Below are 22,902 nucleotides of genomic sequence, written 5' to 3'. Positions count from 1 at the left end.
GTCGGTTCGCGCCAACCAAGTCCCGGTTTCGTAAGGTCCGGGAGCTTTCGCGGGTGCAGGGCAGCGCCCTGCTGACGGCCGAGACCGCATCCGTCGGGGCCTCGCCCCGACACCCCACCAAAGGGCGTGACGCCCTTTGGGAACCCCAGAGGATTCCGGCATGACCGACGCGGTGATCGTCGCGACCGCCCGCACGCCCATCGGCAAGGCGCATCGCGGCGCGCTGAACCTCACCCGCGGCGCCGATCTGGCCGCCCACGCGATCCGCGGCGCCCTGGACCGGGCGCGGCTGGAGCCGGAGGCGGTCGAGGAGGTGGTGCTCGGCTGCGGCTATCCGGAGAACGCCACGGGCGGCAACGTCGCCCGCCATGCCGCCCTGGTGGCGGGGATCCCGGTCGAGTCGGCCGGGGTCACGGTCTCGCGCTTCTGCGCCTCGGGCCTGGAGGCGATCGCCAGCGCGGCCCGGCGGATCATCCTCGACGGCGTGCCGGTGGCGGTGGCGGGCGGGGTCGAGTCGATCAGCCTCGTCCAGCCGAAGGTGCAGCGGGAGCTGACCCGCAACGCGTGGCTGGAGGCCCATCTGCCGGCGATCTACATGCCGATGATCGAGACCGCCGACATCGTGGCGGAGCGTTACGGCATCTCCCGGGAGGCGCAGGACCGTTTCGCCCTGGAGAGCCAGCGCCGCACCGCCGCCGCGCAGGAACGCGGGCTGTTCGACGACGAGATCGTCCCGATGAGCGCCGTCATGGCGGTGACCGACAAGGCCACCGGCGAGACCCGCGAGGTCGAGACCCGGCTCGACAAGGACGAGGGCAACCGGCCCGACACGACCCTGGAGGGCCTCGCCAAGCTCAAGCCCGTGCGCGGGGAGGGCGCCTTCATCACGGCGGGCAATGCCAGCCAGTTGTCGGACGGGGCCTCGGCCTCGGTGCTGATGTCGGCCGACGAGGCGGCGCGCCGGGGCCTGACGCCGCTCGGCACCTTCCGGGGCTTCGCCTCGGCGGGCTGCGGGCCGGACGAGATGGGCATCGGCCCGGTCTTCGCGGTGCCGCGGCTGCTGGAGCGGCAGGGCCTGCGCGTCGCCGATATCGACCTGTGGGAGCTGAACGAGGCCTTCGCGTCCCAGTCGGTCTATTGCCGCGACACGCTCGGGATCGACCCCGAGACGGTCAACGTCAACGGCGGGGCCATTGCGGTCGGCCACCCGTTCGGCATGTCGGGGGCGCGACTCGTGGGCCACGCCCTGCTGGAGGGCCGCCGCCGCGGGGCGCGCTACGCCGTCGTGACCATGTGCGTCGCCGGCGGCCAGGGCTGCGCCGGCCTGTTCGAGATCGCCCGGAGCTGAACCGATGGACCTGCGCTTCACCGACGAGGAAATCGCGTTCCGCGACGAGGTCCGGACCTTCTGCCGGACGGAGATCCCGGCCGAGATCCGGAAGAAGGTCTCGGAGGGGCGCAGCCTCTCGAAGGAGGATTACGTCACCAGCCAACGGATCCTCAACGCCAAGGGCTGGGCGGTGCCGCACTGGCCGCAGGAATGGGGCGGCCGGGATTGGACCTCGATCCAGCGCTACATCTACACCGAGGAGCTGTTCCAGGCGGCGGTGCCGCTGCCGCAGCAGTTCAACTGCTACATGTTCGGCCCGGTGCTAGCGACCTTCGGGCGGCAGGACCAGAAGGAGCGCTTCCTCCCCCGCGCCGCCAACCTCGACGATTGGTGGTGCCAGGGGTTCTCAGAGCCCGGCGCCGGTTCCGACCTCGCCTCGCTCAAGACCAAGGCGGTGCGCGACGGCGACCACTATATCGTCGACGGCCAGAAGACCTGGACCACGCTCGGCCAGCACGCCGACTGGATCTTTTGCCTCGTCCGCACCGATTTCGAGGCCAAGAAGCAGCGCGGCATCTCGTTCCTGCTCATCGACATGAAGAGCCCTGGCATCACCGTGCGGCCGATCCTCACCCTGGAGGGCCGGCACGAGGTCAACGAGGTCTTCTTCGACTCTGTCCGCGTGCCGGTCGAGAACCTGGTCGGCGAGGAGAACAAGGGCTGGGACTACGCGAAATTCCTGCTCGCCAACGAGCGTACCGGCATCGCTCGGATCGGGCTGACCAAGGAGCGGATCGCCCGGATCAAGCGGCTCGCCCGCGAGATGCCGGCCGGGCCCGGCACGATGTGGGACGATCCCGCCTTCCGGTCTCGCGTTGCCGAGGTCGAGGTCGAGCTGAAGGCCCTGGAGATCACCCAGATGCGGGTGGCCGCCAAGAAGGGCCGGGCGGATTCGGTGGAGCCGGATCCGGCCTCCTCGCTCCTCAAGATCCGCGGCTCGCAGCTCCAGCAGGCGGCGACCGAACTGCTCGTGGAACTGGCCGGTCCGTTCGCGCTGGCTGCGCCCGCGCGCGGGGCCGGGGCCAACAACCTGCCGGGGGGCTTCGACTGGGTCGATGCGGCCGCGCCGAGCTACTTCAACAACCGCAAGGTCTCGATCTACGGCGGCTCGAACGAGATCCAGCACAACGTCATCGCCAAGGGCATTCTGGGGTTGTGAGCGACGGTCCCATCCCTCCCACACCCTCATCCTAAGGTGCCCGCGTCAGCGGGCCTCGAAGGAGCCCTCCAGCTGGCCGCGCGATCCCTGGAGGGCTCCTTCGAGGCGGCTGCGCCGCACCTCAGGATGAGGGGAATTGGTGGGAGGAACGCCGCCGCCGCGATCATCCGCGAGGAACACCACCATGGATTTTGACCTGAACGAGGACCAGTCGCTCCTGCGCGACAGCGTCGAGCGGCTGGCCGCCGATCTCTACCCGTCCCTGGAGAGCCGGCAGGCGCGGCTGAAGGCGCCGCTCGGCTTCCCCGCGGAGGGCTGGGCCGCCTTTGCCGAACTCGGCATCCCCGGCCTGCCCTTCTCGGAAGAGGAGGGCGGGTTCGGCGGCGGCCCGGTCGAGACCCTGCTGGTCATGGAGGCGGTGGGCCGCAACCTCGTGGTCGAGCCGCTGCTGGCGAGCCTCGTCCTGGGCTCGACCGCCCTGCGTCTCGGCGGTAGCGCGGCGCAGAAGGAGCGCTTCGTTCCCGGCCTCGTCGCGGGCGATCTGCGCCTCACCCTCGCCCACACCGAGCGCCAGTCCCGCTACGATCTCGCCGACGTAGCGACGACCGCCCGGCGCAGCGGCGACGGCTTCGTGCTGAGTGGCGCCAAGAGCGTCGTGCCGAATGCCGACGCGGCCGGGCTGATCATCGTCTCGGCCCGGGTCTCGGGGGAGCGGCGGGATCCGCACGGGGTCGGCCTATTCCTGGTCCCGACCGATGCCGCCGGCGTCGCCATCGAGGCCTACCCGACTCAGGATGGCGGAAGGGCGGCCGAGGTGTCCTTCTCGGACGTCACGCTGCCGGCCGACGCGGCCCTCGGCGACCCGGAGGGCGGCCTGCCGCTCCTGGAGCGGGTGGTGGAGCACGGCATCGCCGCGCTCGCCGCCGAGGCGGTCGGCTCCATGGATGCGCTCCACAAGCTGACGGTGGAATACCTCAAGACCCGCAAGCAGTTCGGCGTCAGCGTCGGCTCGTTCCAGGCCCTGCAGCACCGGGCCGTGGACATGCTGATCCAGCTGGAACAAGCCCGCTCGATGGCGCTCTACGCCGCCATGATGGTGGACACGGCCGATGCGCAGGCGCGGGCCGCGGCCCTGTCAGCCGTGAAGGTCCAGATCAACAAGGCCTGCCGCTATGTCGGCCAGGAGGCGGTCCAGCTCCATGGCGGCATCGGCATGACGCTCGAATACATCGGCGCCCACCACTTCAAGCGGCTCGCCATTATCGAGTACCAGCTGGGCGACACCGCCCACCACCTGCGCCGGATCACGCAGGACGAGAACGGGCTGCTGGCGGCCTGACGGGTTCCCAAAGGGCGGGCCCTTTAGTGGGGTGTCGGGGTGAACCCCCGACGAACAGGTCTCCGACCCCCGCCAGGGGGTCTGAGACCTGTACCGCAGGGCCCTGCCCTGCACCCGCCAAAGGACTTGTCCTTTGGGATCCGTTTTCAGGACCCTCGCGCGATCAATTGAACAGCGAGCCCACCCCGCCCTGCACGCGGCCGAGGCCGGCGCGGGCGACGGCGTTGTTGGGCTCGATGGTCGCAGCGCGCTGGTAATTCTCCATCGCCTCCTTGCGCTGGCCCTGCTTCTCGTAGGCGAGGCCGCGATACGCCCAGGAGGTGGCGTCCTTGTTGTTGACGTTGAGCGCCGCGTTGTAGTCCTCGATCGCCTTGCCGTACTGGTTGGTGGCGATCAGGCTCTGGCCGCGGGCCGCGTAGGGGGCGGCCACGAAGGGGTTGCGGTCGATGGCGGCGTCGAAATCGGCGATCGCCTGGGTCTCCTGACCCTGCTTCTGCCGCACGAGGCCGCGGGCATGGTAGGCCTCGGCCGATTCCGGCATGAGCCGGATCGCGACGTTGAGGTCGTTCAGCGCCGCATCGAGGTTGCCCTGGGCGCGCTCGACATTGGCGCGGCCGATATAGGCCGGGCCGTAATTCGGATCGACGCTGATCGCCTTGCTGAAGTCCTGCAGCGCGGCGGCGTCGCGGCCGATCTGGCGGCTGGCGAGCGCCCGGTTGTTGTAGGCCGACACGGAGTTCGGATCGAGCTGGATCGCCTTGGTGAAGTCCGCGATGGCGTCGTTGAACTGGCCGGCGCGGGCATAGGCGGCCCCGCGGGTCGTGTAGGCGGCCGCGTCGTTCGGATTGCGCTGGATCACCTCGGAGAGCGAGGCGATGTTGACCGTGGTGGCGCCCGTCGTGTCCGTTTCCAGCACCGCGTATTGGCGCGGTCCGGCGGCGCTCCCGACGGTTTCGCAGCCCGCGAGCGCCGCGGCCGAGACCAGGGCCGCGCCGATCAGCGCCGTCTTCCGTGCCAGCCCGTTGCGTACGATCATCGCCCCACTCTCCCCGAGGCGCGGCCCGCATCTCGCGCGCCCGCCCCGCCCCTCGCCGTTCCAGAGCCCGCGCCGCGCGCCGGGCACACCCGATCCGGGGCACCGTCGCGCATCACGGTGAAGGCCGGCTTAAGAAGCGCCCCTGCACGATCCGACCCGTCGCCCGTCCCGGCGTGGGTGAATCGACCGGCAGCATTCGGCACCGACCACGCCGTGGTGGAAGCGGTGGGATGTGGCGAAGGTATGGCTCGCGCATGCGTCGGCACCGCCTCAGGCGCTCGGACCGCCACGCAACGGTACGGGTGTGCCTTTGAGGCCTCAGCCGACCGGTTCGGATCCCAGCCGGGTGACGTGCCCCATCTTGCGGCCGGGCCGGGCCTCGCCCTTGCCGTAGAGGTGCAGATGCGCGCCGGGCTCGGCCAGCAGGGCGTGCCAACCGTCGGCCTGGGCGCCGATCAGGTTGCGCATCTCCACCGGCAGGCCGCCGGTCCGGGCCGGATCGCCGAGCGGCCAGCCGCAGACCGCCCGGACGTGCTGGGCGAATTGCGAGGTCAGCGCGCCCTCGATGGTCCAGTGGCCGGAATTGTGCACCCGCGGCGCGATCTCGTTGACCACGAGGTGCTCGGCGCCATCCTCCCGCACCAGGAACATCTCCACGGCGAGCACGCCGACATAATCGAGCGCGTCGGCGATGCGCTGGGCGATGTCGAGGGCCGCGCGGCCGGTCTCGGGGGTCAGGCCGGGGGCGGGCACCCGGGTCAGGGCCAGGATGTGGTCGCGGTGCTCGTTCTCGCACAGGTCGAAGGCCGCGAAGCTGCCGTCCCGGGCGCGGGCCCCCACCACCGAGACCTCGCGCTCGAACGGCACGAACCCTTCGAGGATCAGCGGCGCGCCGCCGAACTCGGCGAACAGGGCGTTGCGGTCGCCCTCGGCCCGCTCCCGCAGGATGCGCTGGCCCTTGCCGTCGTAGCCGAAGCGGCGGGTCTTGAGCACCGCCGGCAGGCCGATCGCCGCGATCGCCCGGTCGAGATCGTCCGGCGTGTCGACCGCCTGGAACGGCGCGGTCGGGATGCCGAGCCCGTTGATGAATTCCTTCTCCGACAGGCGGTCCTGCGTGGTCGAGAGTGCCCGCGCGTTCGGGTGCAGGGGGGCGTGCGCCGCCAGGATGTCGGCGGTGGCGTGGGGGATGTTCTCGAACTCGTAGGTGACGACGTCGACGCTCTGCGCGAAGGCCGCCAGGGCCCCGGCGTCGTCATAGGCCGCGCAGGTGGTGCGGGCCGCGACGTCGAAGGCGGGGCTGTCGCGGTCGGGGGCGTAGACGTGCACCTTGAGGCCGTAATTCGCCGCCGCGAGCGCGATCATGCGCCCGAGCTGACCGCCGCCGACGATGCCGAGGGTGGAGCCGGGGCCGAGGGTCCTGTCCGTCACGCGAGAAACCCGTCCGTCACGATCACGCTTCCGTCTCCGGCCGCTCGGCCACCGACGCGGTCTGGGCCGCGCGCCACGCTTCCACACGCTCCGCCAGATCCGGATCGGAGAGCGCCAGCACCGCTGCGGCGAGCAACGCCGCGTTGACCGCCCCGGCCCGGCCGATCGCCAGGGTCCCCACCGGGATGCCGGCCGGCATCTGCACGATGGAGAGCAGGCTGTCCTGGCCCGAGAGCGCCTTCGATTCCACCGGCACGCCGAAGACCGGCAGCCGGGTCATCGCCGCCGCCATGCCGGGCAGGTGGGCGGCGCCACCCGCCCCCGCGATCACGACCTTGAACCCGGCCGCAACCGCGCCCTTGGCGAAGGCGACCAGCCGGTCCGGCGTGCGGTGGGCCGAGACGATCCGCGCGTCGTAGGGCACGGCCAGCGCGTCGAGCGTCTCGGCGGCGTGCCGCATGGTCGCCCAATCGGACTGGCTGCCCATGATGATCGCGACCGGAGGCGACGCCATCGTTGATCCCGGCAAAAGAGGGCGCTTACAGGCGCGGCGGCCCTGCGGCAAGGCTGCGCGGGACGGCGTCCACCGGCATCAGGCGATGATGTCCGGCGTGATCGCGTCCTCGATGTGGAAGATCCGGTCGCGCAGGGTGAGCTTGCGCTTCTTCAGGCGCTGGATCTGCAGCTGATCGCCGGCGACGCTGCGCTCCAGCGCCTCGATGGCGCTGTCGAGATCCCGGTGCTCCTCGCGCAACCGGGCCAGCTCGGCCTGGAGGTCCGACTGCGCGTTCTCACCCGACTCGTCCGCCATCGTCACCTGCGGGCCAAAGGATCGCTCATCACCCGATGAGAGCATGCGTCACGCCCTTCCCTGGGACAAGCCATGCCGGAAAGCCTTCACCAAGCTTAGCCGGAGAAAACGCTTCAACAGGTGCGGCATCCTGTGTCAGTCTTGGCGTGTCGAAACGATGACAGGAGATTCGACTCATGTCGCTGCAGACGCATCTGAGCCAACTCGCCCGGAAGCACGAAGCCCTCGAGCGTGAGATTCACGAAGCGATCCACAGGCCTTCGGCGAACGACCTCCACATCGCCGAACTGAAGCGACGGAAACTCCTCCTCAAGGACGAGATCAACCGGCTCCGGGGGGCCGGCGACACCCTGCACTGAGCGGCTGATCCACCTCCTACAGTAACAGATCCACCAAGACAGATGCCGCCGCATCGGAAGCCCCGGTGCGGCGGTTTTCCTAGTGTTTAAGCAGGACCGCTTCGCGGCGCTTCCTATGCTGGATCCCGGAACAGGTTCCGCTGACGCTCCACCTGTCCGGGAAAAGGGCCGTGGACCGTCAATCACGCGGCCCTTTCCCGGGCGCATGCAGCGCAAGCGGAATGCGACCCGGGAGCCAGCACAAGACGCGCCGCGGCAGCGGCACCATCTTCCCGGCCTCTAAACGGGCGCGAACCCGTCTCGCCCCCGCATGAGAATGCGCTACTCTGCCCCCGCCGCCGGAGAGCGGCACGGGGAACGCCTGTCGATGACGAAAGCCAGCCTTCCGGGCCGCTATCCGGAAATCTACGACGCAGCCCTGCGCGACCCGGAGGCGTTCTGGCTCGACGCGGCCCGGGCGATCGACTGGGCGCAGGCGCCGACCCGAGCCTTCGCGCCGGAATCCGGCCCCTACGGCCGCTGGTTCCCGGACGGGTCGCTCAACGCCTGCCGCAACGCCGTCGATCGCCACGCCGACGGGCCCCGGGCGGAGCAGGTGGCGATCCGCTACGATTCCCCCGTCACCGGCACGAAGCGCAGCATCACCTACCGGGCATTGCGCGACGAAGTCTCGACGCTGGCCGCGGTGCTGGCCGGGCTCGGCGTCGGCAAGGGCGACCGGGTGATCCTCTACATGCCGATGGTGCCGGAGGCTTTGTTCGGCATGCTGGCCTGCGCCCGGCTCGGCGCGGTCCATTCCGTGGTGTTCGGCGGCTTCGCGGCGAACGAGCTGGCGGTGCGGATCGAGGACGCGGCGCCCAAGGTGGTGCTCGCCGCCTCCTGCGGGATCGAGCCGAACCGCGTGGTCGCCTACAAGCCGCTGCTGGATGCGGCGATCGACGCCTCGCGCCACAAGCCGGATTCCTGCCTGATCCTCCAGCGCCCGCAGGGCCCCGCGACGCTCGTGTCGGGGCGGGACCACGACTGGGCCGGGGCCGTGGCGGACGCCGCGGCGGCGGGGGAGCGGACGGATTGCGTGCCGGTCGCCGCCACCGACCCGCTCTACATCCTCTACACCTCCGGCACGACCGGGAAGCCCAAGGGCGTGGTCCGCGATACGGGCGGCTACCTCGTGGCGCTCGCGTGGTCGATGCCCAATCTCTACGGGGTGCAGCCCGGCGAGACCTACTTCTGCGCCTCCGACATCGGCTGGGTCGTCGGGCATTCCTACATCGTGTACGCGCCGCTCCTGCACGGCTGCACCACGGTGCTGTACGAGGGCAAACCCGTCGGCACCCCCGATGCCGGCGCCTTCTGGCGGGTGGTCGCCGAATACGGGGTCGTGTGCCTGTTCACGGCGCCGACGGCGCTGCGCGCGATCAAGAAGGAGGATTCCGCCGGCGCCCGGATCTCCGCTTACGACCTGTCGGCCTTCCGCAGCCTGTTCCTGGCCGGCGAGCGCGCGGATCCGGATTCGGTCGCCTGGGCCGAGCGGGTGCTGAACCGGCCGGTGATCGACCATTGGTGGCAGACCGAGACCGGCTGGCCGATCGCCGGCAACCCGATGGGCCTCGGCCTGCTGCCGGTGAAGCACGGCAGCACCTGTGTGCCGATGCCGGGCTACCGGGTCGAAGTGCTGGACGAGGGCGGCAAGCCCGTCCCGGCCGACACGATGGGCACCATCGCGATCCGCCTGCCCCTGCCGCCCGGCTGCCTGCCGACCCTCTGGGGCTCGGACGAGCGGATGCGGTCGAGCTACCTCGCGACCTTCCCGGGCTACTACGACACCTCGGATGCCGGGGTGATCGACGGCGACGGCTACATCACGGTCCTGGGGCGGACCGACGACATCATCAACGTGGCGGGCCACCGCCTCTCGACCGGGGGCATGGAGGCGGTGCTGGCCGGCCATCCGGACGTGGCCGAGTGCGCGGTGATCGGCATCCGCGATGCCCTGAAGGGGGAGGTGCCCTGCGGCTTCGTGGTGCTGAAGGCCGGCGTCGACCGTCCCACCGAGGCGATCGAGAAGGAACTCGTCGCCAAGGTGCGCGACGAGATCGGCCCGGTCGCCGCCTTCAAGCTGGCGCTCACCGTGCCGCGGCTGCCCAAAACCCGCTCGGGCAAGATCCTGCGCGCCACCATGAAGCGCATCGCCGACCACGAACCGTGGACGATGCCGGCCACGATCGACGACGCGGCAGCCCTCGACGAGATCGGCGAGAGCCTGAAGGACCGCGGCATCGGCGAAAGCTAGGGATCCCAGAGGGCCACGCCCTTTGGTGGGGTGTCGGGGTGAAATCCCGACGCACGGGTTCGGTGCCCCCTGGTTGGGGGCATCGAACCCGTCTGCAGGGCTCTGCCCTGCAGACGGGAAAGGGTTCGCCCTTTCGAAACCGTGACTTTTCGGGACGGTGCGCCTTGCGCTTCGCCAGCCTATAGCCATCTCTGGACCATCCAACCGGATGGCCTGGAGATGGTGAGACGATGAACGGCCCCAGACCCGAGCCCCGGCCGAAGGTGCCGGACAGCGAGAAGATCACGGTCAATCTCGGCTTCGTCGATCTGGGCCGCGTCGACCTGATGGTCCGGGACGGCTTCTACGCCAACCGGGCCGACTTCATCCGAACCGCCGTGCGCAACCAGCTCGAACGCCACGACGACGCGGTTCGCCAATCCGTGGCCCGGCGCCAGTTGCGCCTCGGAATCGCGCATTACGGGCGCGCCGAGCTCGAAGCCGCACGCGATGCCGGACGGCCCCTGCACATCCAGGTGCTGGGCCTCGCCACCGTGGCAAGCGACGTCACGCCGGAACTCGCCCGCGCCGCCATCGCCTCCGTGGAGGTTCTCGGCACCTTCCAGGCGAGCCCCGCCGTCAAGGCCGCCCTGGCCGACCGGATCGCCTGACGCCCCGCAGCCGGTCGCAGAGGCGGGTGAACCGTCCGGCCCTGTCCGAACTCTGTCCCGAAGGATCGGCCCATGTTCCGCTTTCCGAAATTCGACTTTTCGAAAGTCGATGTTTCCAAATTCGACCTCTCCAAGTTCGACCCCTCCAAATTCGATCTGCCTCCGCGCGCGGGTCTGAATTCCGACGCCTCCGGCTCCGGCGCCGACCGGCTCGCGGAGCGGATGGCGCGGTTCCAGCGCGCGCAGACGGAAGCCTTTGCCAAGTGGGCGCAGACCTATGGCCGACCGGGGGCCTCCCCCGGTCCGGCCGGCGGCGAGACGATCCTCGACATGGAGGCGCCCGAAGCCCCCGGCGGCGCCTGGACGGCCCCCCGGCCAGGGCAGGGCAGGGCGGCGGAGCCGGAACTCGACCTGTCGGCCTTGATGCGGGGTCGCGCGCCCGCCCGGGGCCGGTCACCGGTCCCGGTCCCGCCCGGCGCACGGTTCGAGGAACGGGTGTTCACGGGCGCCGCCGGCAGCCGGCACTACAAGGTCTACGTGCCGAGCGGCTATACCGGTCAGGCGCTGCCCCTCGTGGTGATGCTGCACGGCTGCACCCAGGATCCGGACGATTTCGCCACCGGCACGCAGATGAACGCGCTGGCCGAGGCGCAGACAGTCCTGGTCGCCTATCCGGCGCAGGCGCAGTCGGCACACATGCAGCGGTGCTGGAACTGGTACGCGGTCGGCGATCAGGCGCGCGCAGGCGGGGAACCGGAACTCATCGCCGGCATCGCCCGGGCGGTCATGACGGAATTCTCGGCCGATCCGACCCGGGTCTACGCGGCCGGGCTCTCGGCCGGCGGCGCCGCGGCCGCGATCCTGGCGGCGACCTATCCGGATCTGTTCGCGGCGGTCGGGATCCATTCCGGATTGGCCTGCGGGGCCGCCCGCGACCTGCCGGGCGCGCTCGCGGCGATGAAGGGGCAGGCCGGGCCGACCCGGACGAACCGTCAGGCGGTGCCCACCATCGTGTTCCACGGTGACAGCGACCGCACCGTCCATCCCGCCAACGGCGATCAGGTGATGGCCCAGGCCGGCCTTACCCAGGGCCTCACCCAGACCGTCACGCGGGGGACGAGCCCGGGGGGCATCGCCTATACCCGCACGGTCTGGAGCGACGCGGCGGGCCGGCCGATGCAGGAGCAGTGGCGCCTGCACGGCGTCGGGCATGCCTGGTCGGGGGGCAGCCCGACCGGATCCTACACGGAGCCGCGGGGTCCCGATGCGAGCCGGGCGATGCTCCGCTTCTTCCTGTCCCACACGCTGGAACCGCGCGCCCGGGCCTGAGCCCGGGCGGCCGGATCGCGCTCAATCGGCGTCGGAATCGTCCCCGTCGTCCTGCGCGACGCCGGCATCCGGAGCGCGGGCGGGCAGGCTCGACGTATAGGCTTCCGGCGCCGTCCGGCTGGCGAGCGCGGTCGGCACGCGCTGCTGGCCCCGCTCCGACGGGATCAGGGTCGCGGTCGCGGCGATCAGTCCGGCCATCGAGCGCAGCTTCTCGGGCTGGCGCGGATCGCGGGCGATCAGCGCCGCGTCCTGCTGCAGGCGCAGGTTGCAGGCCTCGGTGGGCAGACCGCCATCCGGCGTGCAGGCATCGTGCCGGGCGCAGGCCGCGTCGAGGGCATCGATCGGCGGCCGCGGCGCGTTGTTGCCGGGGCCGCAATAGTTTCCGTAAATCAGCATCTTGGGGCCACCGAAGGCGGCGGGCTGGGCCTGCGACGGCGCCGCGAAGACGGCGTAACCGGCGGCCAGGAGGAGCGGGGCGGCGACTTTCGTGAGCATTGTCTCGACCTCAAGCGATCTCGCCCCCTCAGGCGGTTCGCGTCGGTTGCCGCGGTGCGGCAGGAGTCCAAAAAACGGTCGGCCATATCCGCAAGTTCCCGCGATGGCACGGTGCAGGGGTGCTGTGCCGCACCGCACTGGCTCCTGCGCCCGTCCTGCGCCACAGTGAGACCTCCACCGGGAGTTGCCGATGACCGCTCGCCTGTTCGAACCGTTGACGCTCGACGCGCTCACCCTCGAGAACCGCATCCTGATCGCGCCGATGTGCCAGTATTCGGCCCGGGACGGCGAGGCCACCGACTGGCACATGATGCATCTGGGCCAGCTCGCCCTATCGGGGGCCGGCCTGCTGACCCTGGAGGCCACGGCGGTCTCGCCCGAGGCGCGGATCACCGCCTGGGATCTCGGCCTCTACAACGACGGCTGCGAGCGGGCGCTCGGCCGCGTGCTCGACGCGATCCGTGAATACGCGCCGATCCCGATCTGCATCCAGATCGCCCATGCCGGCCGCAAGGCGTCGAGCGCGGCGCCCTGGGACGGCGGCCAGCAGATCCCGCCCGAGCACGCTTACGGCTGGCGCACGGAGGCCCCCTCGGCCCTGGCGCACGGGGAGGGCGAGGTGCCGCCCCACGCCCTCGACGCCGCCGACCTGAAGCGCGTCCGGGATCAATTCGTGGCCACCGCCAAGCGCGCCGTGCGGCTCGGCATCGAGTCCGTCGAGATCCACGGCGCCCACGGCTACCTGCTGCACCAGTTCCTGTCGCCGATCGCCAACACGCGCACCGACCAGTACGGCGGCAGCCTCGAGAACCGGATGCGCTTCCCGCTCGAGATCTACGACGCGGTGCGCGACGTCGTGCCCGCGGGCAGCCCCGTCTGGCTGCGCGTCTCGGCCACCGACTGGGTCGAGGACGGCTGGGACATCGACGAGACCGTGGAGCTGGCCAAGGCGTTGAAGCGCGCGGGCTCGCCGGCGCTCCACGTCTCCACGGGGGGCGTCTCGCCCAAGCAGGCGATCAAGCTCGGGCCGGGCTATCAGGTGCCCTACGCCGAGCGGATCAAGGCCGAGACCGGGCTGACCACCATCGCGGTCGGGCTGATCACCGAAGCGGGCCAAGCCGAGGCGATCCTGCGGGAGGGCAAGGCGGACGCGATCTCGCTGGCCCGCGCCATGCTCTACGACCCGCGCTGGCCCTGGCACGCGGCGGCCGAGCTCGGCGCCCGGGTACGGGCGCCCAAGCAGTACTGGCGCTCGCAGCCGCGCGAGTACAAGGACCTCTTCAAGGATACGGCGTTCGGGCAGCGGTGAGGTCGAGCCGAACCTTCCGAGAAAAGTGATTCAATGGATCGAGATGTGCTTTCGTCATCTGATCCTCTTCCTCTTGTCGTGACGCAAAGTCAGATTTAACTTGCATCTCCTTGCTGTGTTAAGCGATGCGAAAATGGATCCGGGCATGAGGGACATGATCATGCAGGCAGTTGTCACGCCGCCAGCTGTCCCGGTCGGCAAGGTCAAGAGCTTCGGACCGTTCGGTCCAAAATACGAAGTTGGCCAAGCTCTTCACCAGTTAGCCGACGGCGACTGGATGATTGAGGTCACGATGATCGAGACGGGAGAGAAAGCGGAGTACCGCTGGACGCATCTGACCGATGACCCGGAAGCATATTGAATGTACGCGTTAGCTTTCGATCTGGTGGTTGCTGAGACCGAGAAGCACCATCCGAGAGGCGTGTCGCAGGCATACACCGACATTGCCGCTGTGCTTGGCGAGCATGGATTCGACCGCGTGCAGGGCAGCCTGTACGTCACGGAGAACGAGGATATGGCAAATCTATTCCTTGTAATCTAGGCATTGCGTTCCAAGGCGTTGTTTCCAAAATCGGTACGCAATATTCGTGCCTTCCGTATCGAGCAATGGTCGGACTTCACGGCTGTGGTAAAAGGCGTAGCGAGGCCTGCGCCAAAAAGGAGTTGAGCGATCGGATCAGACAGCCTTCTGATTCCGCAACGGATTCGATGGAGGCGCGCCAAAATAATTTGGATCAACTGAAGTGTAGAGATTTCATTGTATTAAGATACGCCCTTCATACGATCAGGCATTCAACAGCCGTTCGCACTCCGTAGTACTATCCTGGACGCGCCTGCGCCGCTCGGTGCTGGCTCGATGATCCATCTTGTCGCTGTTGCGGGATCATCCAGACTAGGTCCTGCACCTACCGCGGCGCCGCCCCGACCAACGGCCCAAGCGGCCGGCTGATATCGGTGCGGCCGAGATTCGGCGCGTGGAGGCTCGACACCGAACCGTCGAGGAACAGGGCGTTGCGGCAGTGGAGGTCGTCCTTGAACAGCCGCGCGAATGCCCCGAAGGTCACCGGCCGCTCGGAGATCGCGAAGATCGCCACGTGCCCGTCGTCGACCACGCCAACGCCGTTGCGGATCTTCTGGCTCGGCCCGTCGGCGGAAATCTTCGGGTGGATCTGGCCGTCGATCACCAGCATCGGGCCGGATTGCGTCGCGTAGTCCGGGCGGATCCTGGCGCGCAGGTAATGGGGCGTGTCGAGCACCCCCGCGCGCTCGCCCTTCACCCAGAACACGCCGTTCGGCTTGAGGTGGAAGTTGCCCGGCCCATCCGCGGTGGACACGGACTTCATCTCGCGCCCCCCCTCGACGTAGAGGCCGACCGGCGCCTGATCCTTGTCGTACATGCCGGCATTCATCGCGAAGTCGAGGCGCCGGCCCTGCGCCTCGGCCAGCGTGCCCAGCGATCCGTAGGGCCGCCCGTCCGGCTGCAGCCAGAAGAGCCTGAGCCGCTGCCGCCGCAGGTCGATCGTGCAGACCGTGAAGGTCTCGCCCTGGGCCTCCAGGGCACGGCAGGGCTCGGACGCGGCCGGTGCGGCCAGGGCACCGCGCGGCGTGGTCAGCGCGAGGAGCGCGATCAAGAGGGCGTGAGCCAGACGTAGCGTCATGACGCGTTCCATGCTGCGCGGGGAGGCGAACGCTGCGCCTGTCGCCCCTGAAAGCGGCGATTTTCGAGCCTGAAGCCGTCCCGGGGCTTGCGCCGTGAAGAGCGGCGGCACGTCGCGGTCTTCACCTGAACTGATTCGTACAGTCGACGTTTCTAGCACTCGAGGGCGGTTTTCGACGGAGATGACGTGATGAAGGGTGCAGTGCTCTGCTCGACCCTGCTGGCGGCGGGCGCTCTGGCGTTCGCGCCTGCCAGCGCGGACGCGCGCGGCTTCGGCGGCGGCGGGTTCCATGGCGGCGGTTTCGGCGGCGGTTTCCACGGTGGCGGCTTCGGCGGCTTCCGGGGCGGCGGGTTCCGGGGTGGCTTCGGCGGATACCGGGGCGGTTTCGGCGGCTACCGCGGCGTCGGCTTCCGCGGCGGCGGGTTCGGCTATCGCGGCGGCTACGGCCGCGGCTTCTACGGTCGTGGCTACGGCTATCGCGGCGGCTACGGCTACGGCCTCGGCGGCCTGGGTCTCGGCGTCGGTCTGGGTCTGGCGGCCGGCAGCCTCTACGGCGGCTACGGCTATGGCTACCCGGGTTACGGCTACGGTGGCTACGGCTACGGCGGCGGCTACGCCCCGGTCGGCTACGGCTATGGCGATTACGGCTACGGCGGCGGCTGCTACACCGTTCCGCGGGTGCGCTGGACTCCCTACGGCTACCGCCGGGTTCTGGTCGAGCGCTGCTACTGAGCCGCGATCCGACAGCGACGAGACCAAGAAAGGCCGCCTCCGGGCGGCCTTTTCCTTGACGGCCGGAGCCGCGGCGTTGGACAGCACTCTTTGGCACGCCGATACCGGTATTCCACGGCGGGAGAGGGCGCATGAGCACGGCAACCGGACAGGGCACGGGCGGCGTGGACGCGGTCGAGATCCGCAACGCCAGCCTCGGTGCTTTCTACCGATCGATGACGCCTCCGGAGCGCCACACCTTCTGGGCGTGCGCCGCCGGCTGGTGCCTCGACGGCATGGACTTCATGATCTACCCGCTGGTGATCGGGACGATCATGAGCCTGTGGCACGTGGATTCCGGTACGGCTGGGCTCGCCGCCACGGTGACGCTGCTGGCCTCGGCGCTCGGCGGCTGGCTCGCGGGCTTCGTCGCCGACCGGATCGGCCGGGTGCTCACCCTCCAGATCACGATCCTGTGGTTCTCGGTCTTCTCGCTGCTCTGCGCCTTCGTGCAGAACTTCGAGCAGCTGCTCGTCGCCCGGGCGATCCTCGGCCTCGGCTTCGGCGGCGAATGGGCGGCCGGCGCCGTGCTGATCGGCGAGACGATCCGGGCCGAGTATCGCGGCCGGGCGGTCGGCTCCGTGCAGTCGGGCTGGGCGATCGGCTGGGGGCTCGCGGTCCTATCCCAGGCGGTTTTGTTCTCGCTCCTGCCGCCCGAGACCGCGTGGCGCTGGATGTTCGCGGTCGGCGCCCTGCCGGCCCTGCTAGTCTTCTACCTGCGCCGCTACGTCGAGGAGCCGCAGGTCGCCGTCGAGACCCGGGCCCGGGCGGCCGCCACCGGCGACCGGCCGCGGATCTGGGAGATCTTCTCCGGCCCGATCCTCAAGACGACGCTCCTCGCCTCCCTGGCGGCGGCGGGCTGCCAGGGAGGCTATTACGCGATCACCACCTGGGTGCCGCGCTTCCTCACCACCGAGCGCCACCTGTCGGTCGTCTCCTCCACGGGTTACCTCGCGGCGCTGATCATCGGCTCGTTCACCGGCTATCTCGTCGGCGCGTGGCTCGCCGACCGGCTGGGGCGGCGGCCGCTGTTCCTGATCTTCTCCCTGGGCGCGATCGCGGTCATCGTCGCCTACACGCAGATCCCGCTCTCGAACGGCGTGCTCTGGGTGCTGGGCTTCCCACTCGGCTTCTTCGCCTCCGGCTACTTCTCCGGGATGGGCGCGTTCCTGACCGAACTCTACCCGACGCGGCTGCGCGGCTCGGGGCAGGGGTTCTGCTACAATTTCGGCCGGGGCATCGGGGCGCTGTTCCCGGCGCTCGTGGGCTACCTGTCGGAGCGCGTCGGCCTCGCCTCGGCGATCGCGATCTTTGCGGCCATCGCCTACGGGGTGTTCTTCCTCGCCGCCTACGCGCTGCCCGAGACGCGCGGCAAGGTCCTGCACGCGGATAGCTGATCATGCCCGAGATCCGAGACTGCCCCGCCCCGGACCCGCATCCGGGCGGCCCGACCCGCTACGCCGTGCCGGCGGGCGCGGTCGACACCCACGCCCACGTGATCGGCCTGCCGCCGGCCTACCCGCTGGTGCCGGACCGCAGCTATACGCCCCCGGCGGCCCCGGCGGAGACCTATCTCGCGATGCTCGATGCGACCGGCATGGCCAACGGCGTGCTGGTTCAGGTCAGCGTCCACGGCACCGACAACCGGCTGATGGTCGAGACCCTGCGCGCCCACCGGCAGCGCCTGCGCGGCATCGCGGTGATCCCCCTCGGCCTGCCCGACGCGGAACTCGCCGCCCTGAAGGATTCCGGCGTGGTCGGCCTGCGCCTCAACGTGCTGTTCGGCGGCGGAGTCGGCCTCGACGCGGTCGAATCCTACGGGGCGCTCGCCCGGGAGATGGGCTGGCATCTCCAGTTCCTGCTCGACGCCCGGGAGTTGCCGCCGATCGCCGGCCGCCTGTCGCGGCTGCCGGTACCGCTGGTCTTCGACCATATGGGCCACATGCCGGCCTCGGCGGGGGTGGACCATCCGGGCTTCCAGGCGCTGCTCGGCCTCGTCGCCGACGGGAACTGGGTCAAGCTCTCGGGCGCGTTCCGGGATTCGGTGACCGGGCCGCCCTACGCCGACACGATTCCCTTCGCCCGCGCCCTCAACGACGCCGCACCGGAGCGCTGCCTCTGGGGTTCCGACTGGCCCCACGTCGCCGCCTGGGACGGGCCGCCGCGGACCACGGCGCTCCTCGACCTGATGGCCGACTGGGTGCCGGACGAGGTCCTCCGCAGGCTGGTCTTCGTCGACAATCCGCGCCGGCTCTACGGCTTCGGCCCCGAGGCTGGCTGAAGTCCTGGTCTGGGAAGGGCGAGCCCTTTCGCGGGTCCCGGGCGGAGCCCCGGTCAAGCGCTCAGGGCTCCGCCCTGAGGACCCGCCAAAGGGCAGGCCCCAGCCCGTTTCAAGGTGTTTGGCCGAGCGTGCATCGCGGGCACCGCGCGCCCTTTCCCGGACAGGTGGAGCGCCAGCGGAACCCGATTCGGGATCCAGCAGAGGAAGTGCCGCGCCAGCGGCACAGGTCGATCCCGATCGACGCTGCGCGACGTCGTGCGCTGGGTCCCGGGTCGCATTCCGCTGACGCTGCATGCGCCCGGGAAAAGGGTGATGCATCCGATCAGACCGCCAAACACCTTAAAAGGGCTGGGGCTTGCCCTTTGGAAACCCGGACCTTGGCCCATCAAAGCCCCGTTTCAGCGCCGCCGTGATTCGTCCTGCGGCAGGTGGCGGCCGTAGGCCTCCTGCTTCTCCGCGCGCTCGCGGATCAGGTCGGCATAGGCCTGCCGCATCTCGGGGGAGACGCTGACGCTCTTGCCCTTGGCGGGCTTGCGCTTGGGCGCCTTCTTGAAGGTGTTGCTCGCATCGGTCATGCCGGGCTCCGCGTCGAACCATGGCGGCATCGCGTGGCCGGAGGGCCGATCGGGCTGTCCGGCTGCCGCCCCGGGCCGGACATCAGCCCTGTAGCGCATCCCGGCGGCGGGCGCACGACGGTGGAACGCCGTCCGCACGGATTCGGTCTGGCCCGCCCAGGGGGCCTCTGCCAGGATCCGGGCGATTCCGGTCGGGGAGGGCGGTCATGGATTCGGGTGCGTCGTGGTGCGGCCGTTCGCGGAGGGCAGGCCATCGGCGGGCCGCACATCTGCTGGCGCTGCTGCTGGCCGCCGCACCCGCCGCCGCACAGAACCAGCCGCAGCCGTCCCGCGCGGCACCGGCCGCCGCCGTGCCGGCCTATGCCGCCTACGAATCCGCGAAGGCCACCTTCGAGGCCCTGCCCGAGCCGGAGCGCAAGGCGCTTCAGGACGCCCTCGTCTGGACCGGCGACTTCAACGCCGTGGTGTCGGGCGCCTTCGGGCGCCGGACCTTCGAGGCGCTCAACGCCTACCGCGCCCGCAGCCAGGGCGCCGATCCCTTCGATCCGCGCGGCCGGGCGGCCCTGCTGGCGGCGGGCGCGGCGGCCCGGAACGCGGCGCGCTTCCGGATCGCCCCGGATCCCGGCAGCGGAGCCGTGATGGGCGTGCCCGAGCGCCTGCTGTCCAAGCGCACCGCCCTCGCCGCGGGCACGCGCTGGCAGAGCCAGGACGGGCGGGTGACCCTGGAGACCCGCGCCTACCCGCCGGGAGGCGAGACCCTCGACACGCTGTTCGAAAAGGCGACCGCGCCGTTGCCGAGCCGCAAGGTGACCTACAAGCTGAAACGCCCCGACACCGTGGTGGTCACCGCCGAGACCGGGGCCGGTCTGTCCTACATCCGCTACGCCGCCGGGCCGGCGGGGGTGCGTGGCTTCCTGTTCGGCTACGACAAGGCCCTGGCGCCGGAGGTCGATCGCCTGGTGATCGCGGTGGCGAACGCCTTCGTGCCGTTCCCGGACGCCGCCGCGCCGGCGGGGCCGGTCGCGATCCCGTCGGCTCCGGCCCGCCCCGAGACCGGCGCGGCGCAGACTTCTGCCGTCGCGGGCGCCGGCCTCACGGTGGCGCCGGGCCGGGTCCTCACCGCGGCCTCCGTGCTGGAGGGCTGTGCCGCGCCCAGGATCGGCGCGGCGCCCGCCCGTCAGCGCGCCGCCGACCCCTCCGGACTCGTGCTTCTCGAAGCGCCCGGAGCGCCCGCGCCGATCCCATCCGTGGCGCGGACCGAGCCGGTCGATGCCGAGGTCGGCCTCATCGCCCTGGCGCCGAGCCCGGACGGAGTCGTGGCCGCCCCCGGAAGCGCCGTGGCGGGCGATGTCGTCGCGGCCCTCCAGCCGGGCTCGGCCGGCGCACCGGTGCTCGACAGGGCCGGGCGGCTCGTCGGGCTCGTGGCCCGTTACCCGGCGACGCCGCGCCGGGTCGCCGGGATCGTACCGCCCGCGCGCCTCCCGGTGGTGCCGGCCGGGGCGATCACCGCCTTCCTCGCGGGCCAGGGCATCGCCGCCGCGAAGGCGCCCCCGGCCGGTGGGCCCGGGGCCGTGGCGCAGGCGGTGGTGGGGATCGCCTGCCGTTAGAGTGCTCTCCGCCGAAGTGGACACCGGTTCGGCGCAAGAGAGCGCGTTGAAACAAAGGCTTAGAGCCGCGCACGATTGCAACGCGATCGGGCACGGCTCTAGAGTCCGCTCGACCCGGGATCCGGGTATCCGAAGGGCTTGGCCCTTGGGTGGGCCGTCGGGGCGAAGCCCCGACCGTCTCGGGCGCAGCCCGACACCGGGGCTCCGCCCTGGACCCGCGAAAGGTCTCGACCTTTCGAAACCAGGACGGGTGCGCTGCTTACAGCCGGCCGGTGACCAGCAGCACGATCAGCACGATCAGCAGGATGCCGCCGAGGCCGAAGCCCGGACCGCGATAGGCGCCGCCGCCGAGGAAGCCGCCGCCGCCGAAGGCCAGGATGATGAGAATGATGAGCAGAATGGTGACGAGGGACATCGGTCGCGTTCTCCGGACGGTCGCGCTGGTGCGAGCGTGACCGTTCAAACGCTGCGACATTCCGTTCCGTTCAACCGCGGACCACGCTTTTGTGTCGAAGGGCCCGGGATGGGGATGCGGGCCTCAGGCGTGCCAGTCCGGCAGCGGATCCTGCGGCGTGTCGAGCCAGCCCGGGACCGGCAGGTCGCGCTCCGCGAGGAAGGCCGGGTTGAACAGTTTCGAGGCGTAGCGCGCCGCCCCGTCGCACAGGATCGTCACGATGGTATGGCCGGGCCCGAGTTCCCGGGCCAGCCGGATCGCCCCGGCGATGTTGATCCCCGACGAGCCGCCGAGCGACAGCCCCTCCTCCCGCATCAGCCCGAACACGATGTCGAGGGCCTCGCGATCCGGGATGCGGAAGGCGTGATCCGGCGTGAAGCCCGCGAGGTTCCCGGTGATCCGCCCCTGGCCGATCCCCTCGGTGATCGAGGATCCCTCGGCCTTCAGGGTGCCGGTGGTGTAGTGCGCGTAGAGCGCCGAGCCCTCCGGGTCGGAGAGGGCGATCCTCACCTGCGGATTGCGGGCGCGCAGGGCCTCGGCGGTGCCGGCCAGCGTGCCGCCGGTCCCGGCCGCGCAGACGAAGCCGTCGACCCGGCCGCCGGTCTGCGCCCAGATCTCGGGGCCGGTGCCGTCCACATGCGCCTGCCGGTTGGCGACGTTGTCGAACTGGTCGGCGAAGAAGGCGCCGGCCGGCTCCGTGGCGGCGAGCTTTTCGGCGAGCCGCCGGGCGACGTGGACGTAGTTGTTCGGGTTGGCGAAGGGCACGGCCGGCACCTCGACGAGGCGCGCGCCCGCGAGCCGCAGGGTCTGCTTCTTCTCTTCGGACTGCGTGACCGGGATGACGATCAGCGTCCGGTAGCCGCGCACCGAGGCCACCAGGGCGAGGCCGATGCCGGTATTGCCGGCGGTGCCCTCCACGATGGTGCCGCCCGGCCGGATCAGCCCCTTCGCCTCGGCGTCCCGCACGATGGACAGCGCCGCGCGGTCCTTCACCGACAGGCCGGGATTGAGGAACTCGGCCTTGCCGTAGATGGCGCAGCCGGTCTCCTCGGAGGCTCGGCGCAGGCGGATCAGCGGGGTCTGGCCGATGGCGGCGAGGACGTCGGGGGCGGATTCGCGGCTCGGTGCGGTCATGGGTTGGGAGCCTAGGAGAAGCCGCGGAGTTCAGGAAGACGGTTCCGGGGCGGACATGACGGTTGAGCCCGCTCCGAGATCGGCGCTCAGCCGCTCGACCAACCGATCGACCGCCGCCTCCGCCCGCGCGAGGGAGGCGCTCAGGCGCGCATCGGCGAACTCGTCATACTCGACGGCCACGGTGTCGCTGTCGGTGAGCCCGATATAGGCGAGCGGCACCGTCAAACCGGCCTCGACGAGGTTCCTAGCGGCGAGGCGACCGCCCGGATCGTAGCCGAAATCGCCCCGGGCCGTCAGGATGACCAGCCGCTTGCCCGGCGCCAGCAGCGGCCAGTACGGCTCGCCCGCACGCGCCCGATCGAAGCCGAAGGTCACGCCGACCCGCACGATGTTGTCGATCCACGCCTTGAGCGGGGCCGGCACACCGAAATTGTACATCGGCGCGCCGATGACGAGGAGATCGGCCGCCATCAGCTCGGCGGTCAGCCGGTCGCTCTCCGCCAGCACCGCGCGCTGCGCGTCGTCGCGCCGGTCCGGCGGGCAGAAGGCGGCCGCGATCCAGGCCGCCGAGACCGGATTCGGCGGCGCGGCTCCGACATCCCGGTCGGTGACCTCATCTCTGGGCCGGAGGGCGGACCAGCGGTCGACGAACCGGCGGCTCAGACGCCGCGTGTGGGAGCCGTGCCGGTCGCGGCCGGAGAGGCCCGGGCGGGCGCTGGAATCGATATGCAGGAGGCGCAGGGGTTCCGGGAGCGACATGGGGACGTCAGCCTCATCGACTCTGTTGCTGGCGACTGGACCATCGTCCATCAAAGCCCTGCTGA

24 protein-coding genes are annotated in these 22,902 nt (G+C 70.5%); 14 read left to right on the top strand and 10 right to left on the bottom strand.

Annotation, left to right across the window (positions count from 1 at the left end; all coding sequences use genetic code 11):
• The first annotated feature begins 160 nt into the window (after positions 1 to 160).
• The 3 genes from AAHG09_RS22140 (at position 161) to AAHG09_RS22130 (ending at position 3,888) form a co-directional block, all read left to right on the top strand.
• Complete coding sequence (locus tag AAHG09_RS22140) at positions 161 to 1,348, top strand: acetyl-CoA C-acyltransferase (RefSeq protein ID WP_342109655.1); 1,188 nt, start codon at positions 161 to 163, stop codon at positions 1,346 to 1,348.
• 4 nt (positions 1,349 to 1,352) lie between these two features.
• Entirely contained in the window at positions 1,353 to 2,549 is a 1,197-nt protein-coding gene (locus tag AAHG09_RS22135) for an acyl-CoA dehydrogenase family protein (RefSeq protein WP_342109654.1), read from the top strand.
• A gap of 184 nt (positions 2,550 to 2,733) precedes the next feature.
• On the top strand, positions 2,734 to 3,888 hold the full coding sequence (locus AAHG09_RS22130; RefSeq protein WP_342109653.1) for an acyl-CoA dehydrogenase family protein: 1,155 nt from the start codon (positions 2,734 to 2,736) through the stop codon (positions 3,886 to 3,888).
• A gap of 163 nt (positions 3,889 to 4,051) precedes the next feature.
• Here the strand turns inward: AAHG09_RS22130 and AAHG09_RS22125 are convergent, their stop codons facing one another.
• The 4 genes from AAHG09_RS22125 to AAHG09_RS22110 form a co-directional block, all read right to left on the bottom strand.
• Positions 4,052 to 4,924, bottom strand: coding sequence for a tetratricopeptide repeat protein (locus AAHG09_RS22125; protein ID WP_342109652.1), 873 nt, complete (start codon positions 4,922 to 4,924; stop codon positions 4,052 to 4,054).
• Between the two features lie 318 nt (positions 4,925 to 5,242).
• Positions 5,243 to 6,352: a 5-(carboxyamino)imidazole ribonucleotide synthase gene (locus tag AAHG09_RS22120; protein ID WP_342109651.1), complete on the bottom strand. Its 1,110-nt coding sequence runs from the start codon at positions 6,350 to 6,352 to the stop codon at positions 5,243 to 5,245.
• A gap of 22 nt (positions 6,353 to 6,374) precedes the next feature.
• Entirely contained in the window at positions 6,375 to 6,866 is a 492-nt protein-coding gene (purE, locus tag AAHG09_RS22115; RefSeq protein ID WP_342109650.1) for a 5-(carboxyamino)imidazole ribonucleotide mutase, read from the bottom strand.
• A gap of 78 nt (positions 6,867 to 6,944) precedes the next feature.
• Positions 6,945 to 7,163: a YdcH family protein gene (locus AAHG09_RS22110; RefSeq protein ID WP_244005821.1), complete on the bottom strand. Its 219-nt coding sequence runs from the start codon at positions 7,161 to 7,163 to the stop codon at positions 6,945 to 6,947.
• A gap of 176 nt (positions 7,164 to 7,339) precedes the next feature.
• Between AAHG09_RS22110 and AAHG09_RS22105 the strand changes: the two genes are divergently transcribed.
• From AAHG09_RS22105 to AAHG09_RS22090, 4 genes are all read left to right on the top strand, one after another.
• Entirely contained in the window at positions 7,340 to 7,522 is a 183-nt protein-coding gene (locus tag AAHG09_RS22105) for a YdcH family protein (protein WP_243919813.1), read from the top strand.
• A 367-nt stretch (positions 7,523 to 7,889) separates the two neighbouring features.
• Positions 7,890 to 9,815, top strand: a complete 1,926-nt coding sequence (locus AAHG09_RS22100; protein ID WP_342109649.1) for a propionyl-CoA synthetase — start codon at positions 7,890 to 7,892, stop codon at positions 9,813 to 9,815.
• A 230-nt stretch (positions 9,816 to 10,045) separates the two neighbouring features.
• Positions 10,046 to 10,465 (top strand): CopG family transcriptional regulator, encoded by a 420-nt coding sequence (locus tag AAHG09_RS22095; protein ID WP_342109648.1) that lies wholly within the window; start codon positions 10,046 to 10,048, stop codon positions 10,463 to 10,465.
• A 72-nt stretch (positions 10,466 to 10,537) separates the two neighbouring features.
• Positions 10,538 to 11,794 carry an extracellular catalytic domain type 1 short-chain-length polyhydroxyalkanoate depolymerase gene (locus tag AAHG09_RS22090; protein WP_342109647.1) on the top strand — a complete coding sequence of 419 codons (1,257 nt, stop codon included), beginning with the start codon at positions 10,538 to 10,540 and terminating at the stop codon, positions 11,792 to 11,794.
• A 21-nt stretch (positions 11,795 to 11,815) separates the two neighbouring features.
• On the opposite strand, the gene AAHG09_RS22085 is transcribed toward AAHG09_RS22090, so the two are convergent.
• Positions 11,816 to 12,289 carry a hypothetical protein gene (locus AAHG09_RS22085; RefSeq protein ID WP_342109646.1) on the bottom strand — a complete coding sequence of 158 codons (474 nt, stop codon included), beginning with the start codon at positions 12,287 to 12,289 and terminating at the stop codon, positions 11,816 to 11,818.
• 190 nt (positions 12,290 to 12,479) lie between these two features.
• On the opposite strand from AAHG09_RS22085, the gene AAHG09_RS22080 reads away from it, so the two are divergent.
• From AAHG09_RS22080 to AAHG09_RS22070, 3 genes are all read left to right on the top strand, one after another.
• Positions 12,480 to 13,598 carry an NADH:flavin oxidoreductase/NADH oxidase gene (locus AAHG09_RS22080; protein WP_342109645.1) on the top strand — a complete coding sequence of 373 codons (1,119 nt, stop codon included), beginning with the start codon at positions 12,480 to 12,482 and terminating at the stop codon, positions 13,596 to 13,598.
• 145 nt (positions 13,599 to 13,743) lie between these two features.
• Positions 13,744 to 13,959 carry a DUF5397 domain-containing protein gene (locus tag AAHG09_RS22075; protein WP_342109644.1) on the top strand — a complete coding sequence of 72 codons (216 nt, stop codon included), beginning with the start codon at positions 13,744 to 13,746 and terminating at the stop codon, positions 13,957 to 13,959.
• The gene (locus AAHG09_RS22070; protein WP_342109643.1) at positions 13,960 to 14,139 is read left to right on the top strand and encodes a hypothetical protein; all 180 of its coding nucleotides are present in this window, start codon (positions 13,960 to 13,962) and stop codon (positions 14,137 to 14,139) included.
• Between the two features lie 364 nt (positions 14,140 to 14,503).
• On the opposite strand, the gene AAHG09_RS22065 is transcribed toward AAHG09_RS22070, so the two are convergent.
• A complete protein-coding gene (locus AAHG09_RS22065) occupies positions 14,504 to 15,256 on the bottom strand; it encodes a phosphodiester glycosidase family protein (RefSeq protein ID WP_342109642.1) in 753 nt (250 codons plus the stop codon).
• 189 nt (positions 15,257 to 15,445) lie between these two features.
• On the opposite strand from AAHG09_RS22065, the gene AAHG09_RS22060 reads away from it, so the two are divergent.
• The 3 genes from AAHG09_RS22060 (at position 15,446) to AAHG09_RS22050 (ending at position 18,308) form a co-directional block, all read left to right on the top strand.
• On the top strand, positions 15,446 to 15,988 hold the full coding sequence (locus AAHG09_RS22060; RefSeq protein ID WP_342109641.1) for a hypothetical protein: 543 nt from the start codon (positions 15,446 to 15,448) through the stop codon (positions 15,986 to 15,988).
• A gap of 131 nt (positions 15,989 to 16,119) precedes the next feature.
• Positions 16,120 to 17,424 (top strand): MFS transporter, encoded by a 1,305-nt coding sequence (locus AAHG09_RS22055; protein WP_342109640.1) that lies wholly within the window; start codon positions 16,120 to 16,122, stop codon positions 17,422 to 17,424.
• Between the two features lie 2 nt (positions 17,425 to 17,426).
• Complete coding sequence (locus AAHG09_RS22050) at positions 17,427 to 18,308, top strand: amidohydrolase family protein (RefSeq protein ID WP_342109639.1); 882 nt, start codon at positions 17,427 to 17,429, stop codon at positions 18,306 to 18,308.
• A gap of 398 nt (positions 18,309 to 18,706) precedes the next feature.
• On the opposite strand, the gene AAHG09_RS22045 is transcribed toward AAHG09_RS22050, so the two are convergent.
• Positions 18,707 to 18,883, bottom strand: a complete 177-nt coding sequence (locus AAHG09_RS22045) for a hypothetical protein (RefSeq protein WP_342109638.1) — start codon at positions 18,881 to 18,883, stop codon at positions 18,707 to 18,709.
• A 206-nt stretch (positions 18,884 to 19,089) separates the two neighbouring features.
• Between AAHG09_RS22045 and AAHG09_RS22040 the strand changes: the two genes are divergently transcribed.
• Complete coding sequence (locus tag AAHG09_RS22040) at positions 19,090 to 20,490, top strand: serine protease (protein ID WP_342109637.1); 1,401 nt, start codon at positions 19,090 to 19,092, stop codon at positions 20,488 to 20,490.
• Positions 20,491 to 20,749: 259 nt separating this feature from the next.
• Here the strand turns inward: AAHG09_RS22040 and AAHG09_RS22035 are convergent, their stop codons facing one another.
• The 3 genes from AAHG09_RS22035 to AAHG09_RS22025 all read right to left on the bottom strand — a co-directional run bounded on the left by AAHG09_RS22035 (position 20,750) and on the right by AAHG09_RS22025 (position 22,837).
• Positions 20,750 to 20,905: a hypothetical protein gene (locus AAHG09_RS22035; RefSeq protein ID WP_007563230.1), complete on the bottom strand. Its 156-nt coding sequence runs from the start codon at positions 20,903 to 20,905 to the stop codon at positions 20,750 to 20,752.
• Positions 20,906 to 21,028: 123 nt separating this feature from the next.
• Positions 21,029 to 22,078, bottom strand: coding sequence for a cysteine synthase A (locus AAHG09_RS22030; RefSeq protein ID WP_342109635.1), 1,050 nt, complete (start codon positions 22,076 to 22,078; stop codon positions 21,029 to 21,031).
• A gap of 30 nt (positions 22,079 to 22,108) precedes the next feature.
• A complete protein-coding gene (locus AAHG09_RS22025) occupies positions 22,109 to 22,837 on the bottom strand; it encodes an FMN-dependent NADH-azoreductase (protein WP_342109634.1) in 729 nt (242 codons plus the stop codon).
• Positions 22,838 to 22,902: the final 65 nt, after the last annotated feature.

Origin of the sequence: Methylobacterium guangdongense, assembly GCF_038442355.1 — a bacterium.
In the GTDB taxonomy this organism is placed as follows: Bacteria; Pseudomonadota; Alphaproteobacteria; order Rhizobiales; family Beijerinckiaceae; genus Methylobacterium; species Methylobacterium guangdongense.
This window is presented reverse-complemented; position numbering and strand designations above follow the sequence as displayed.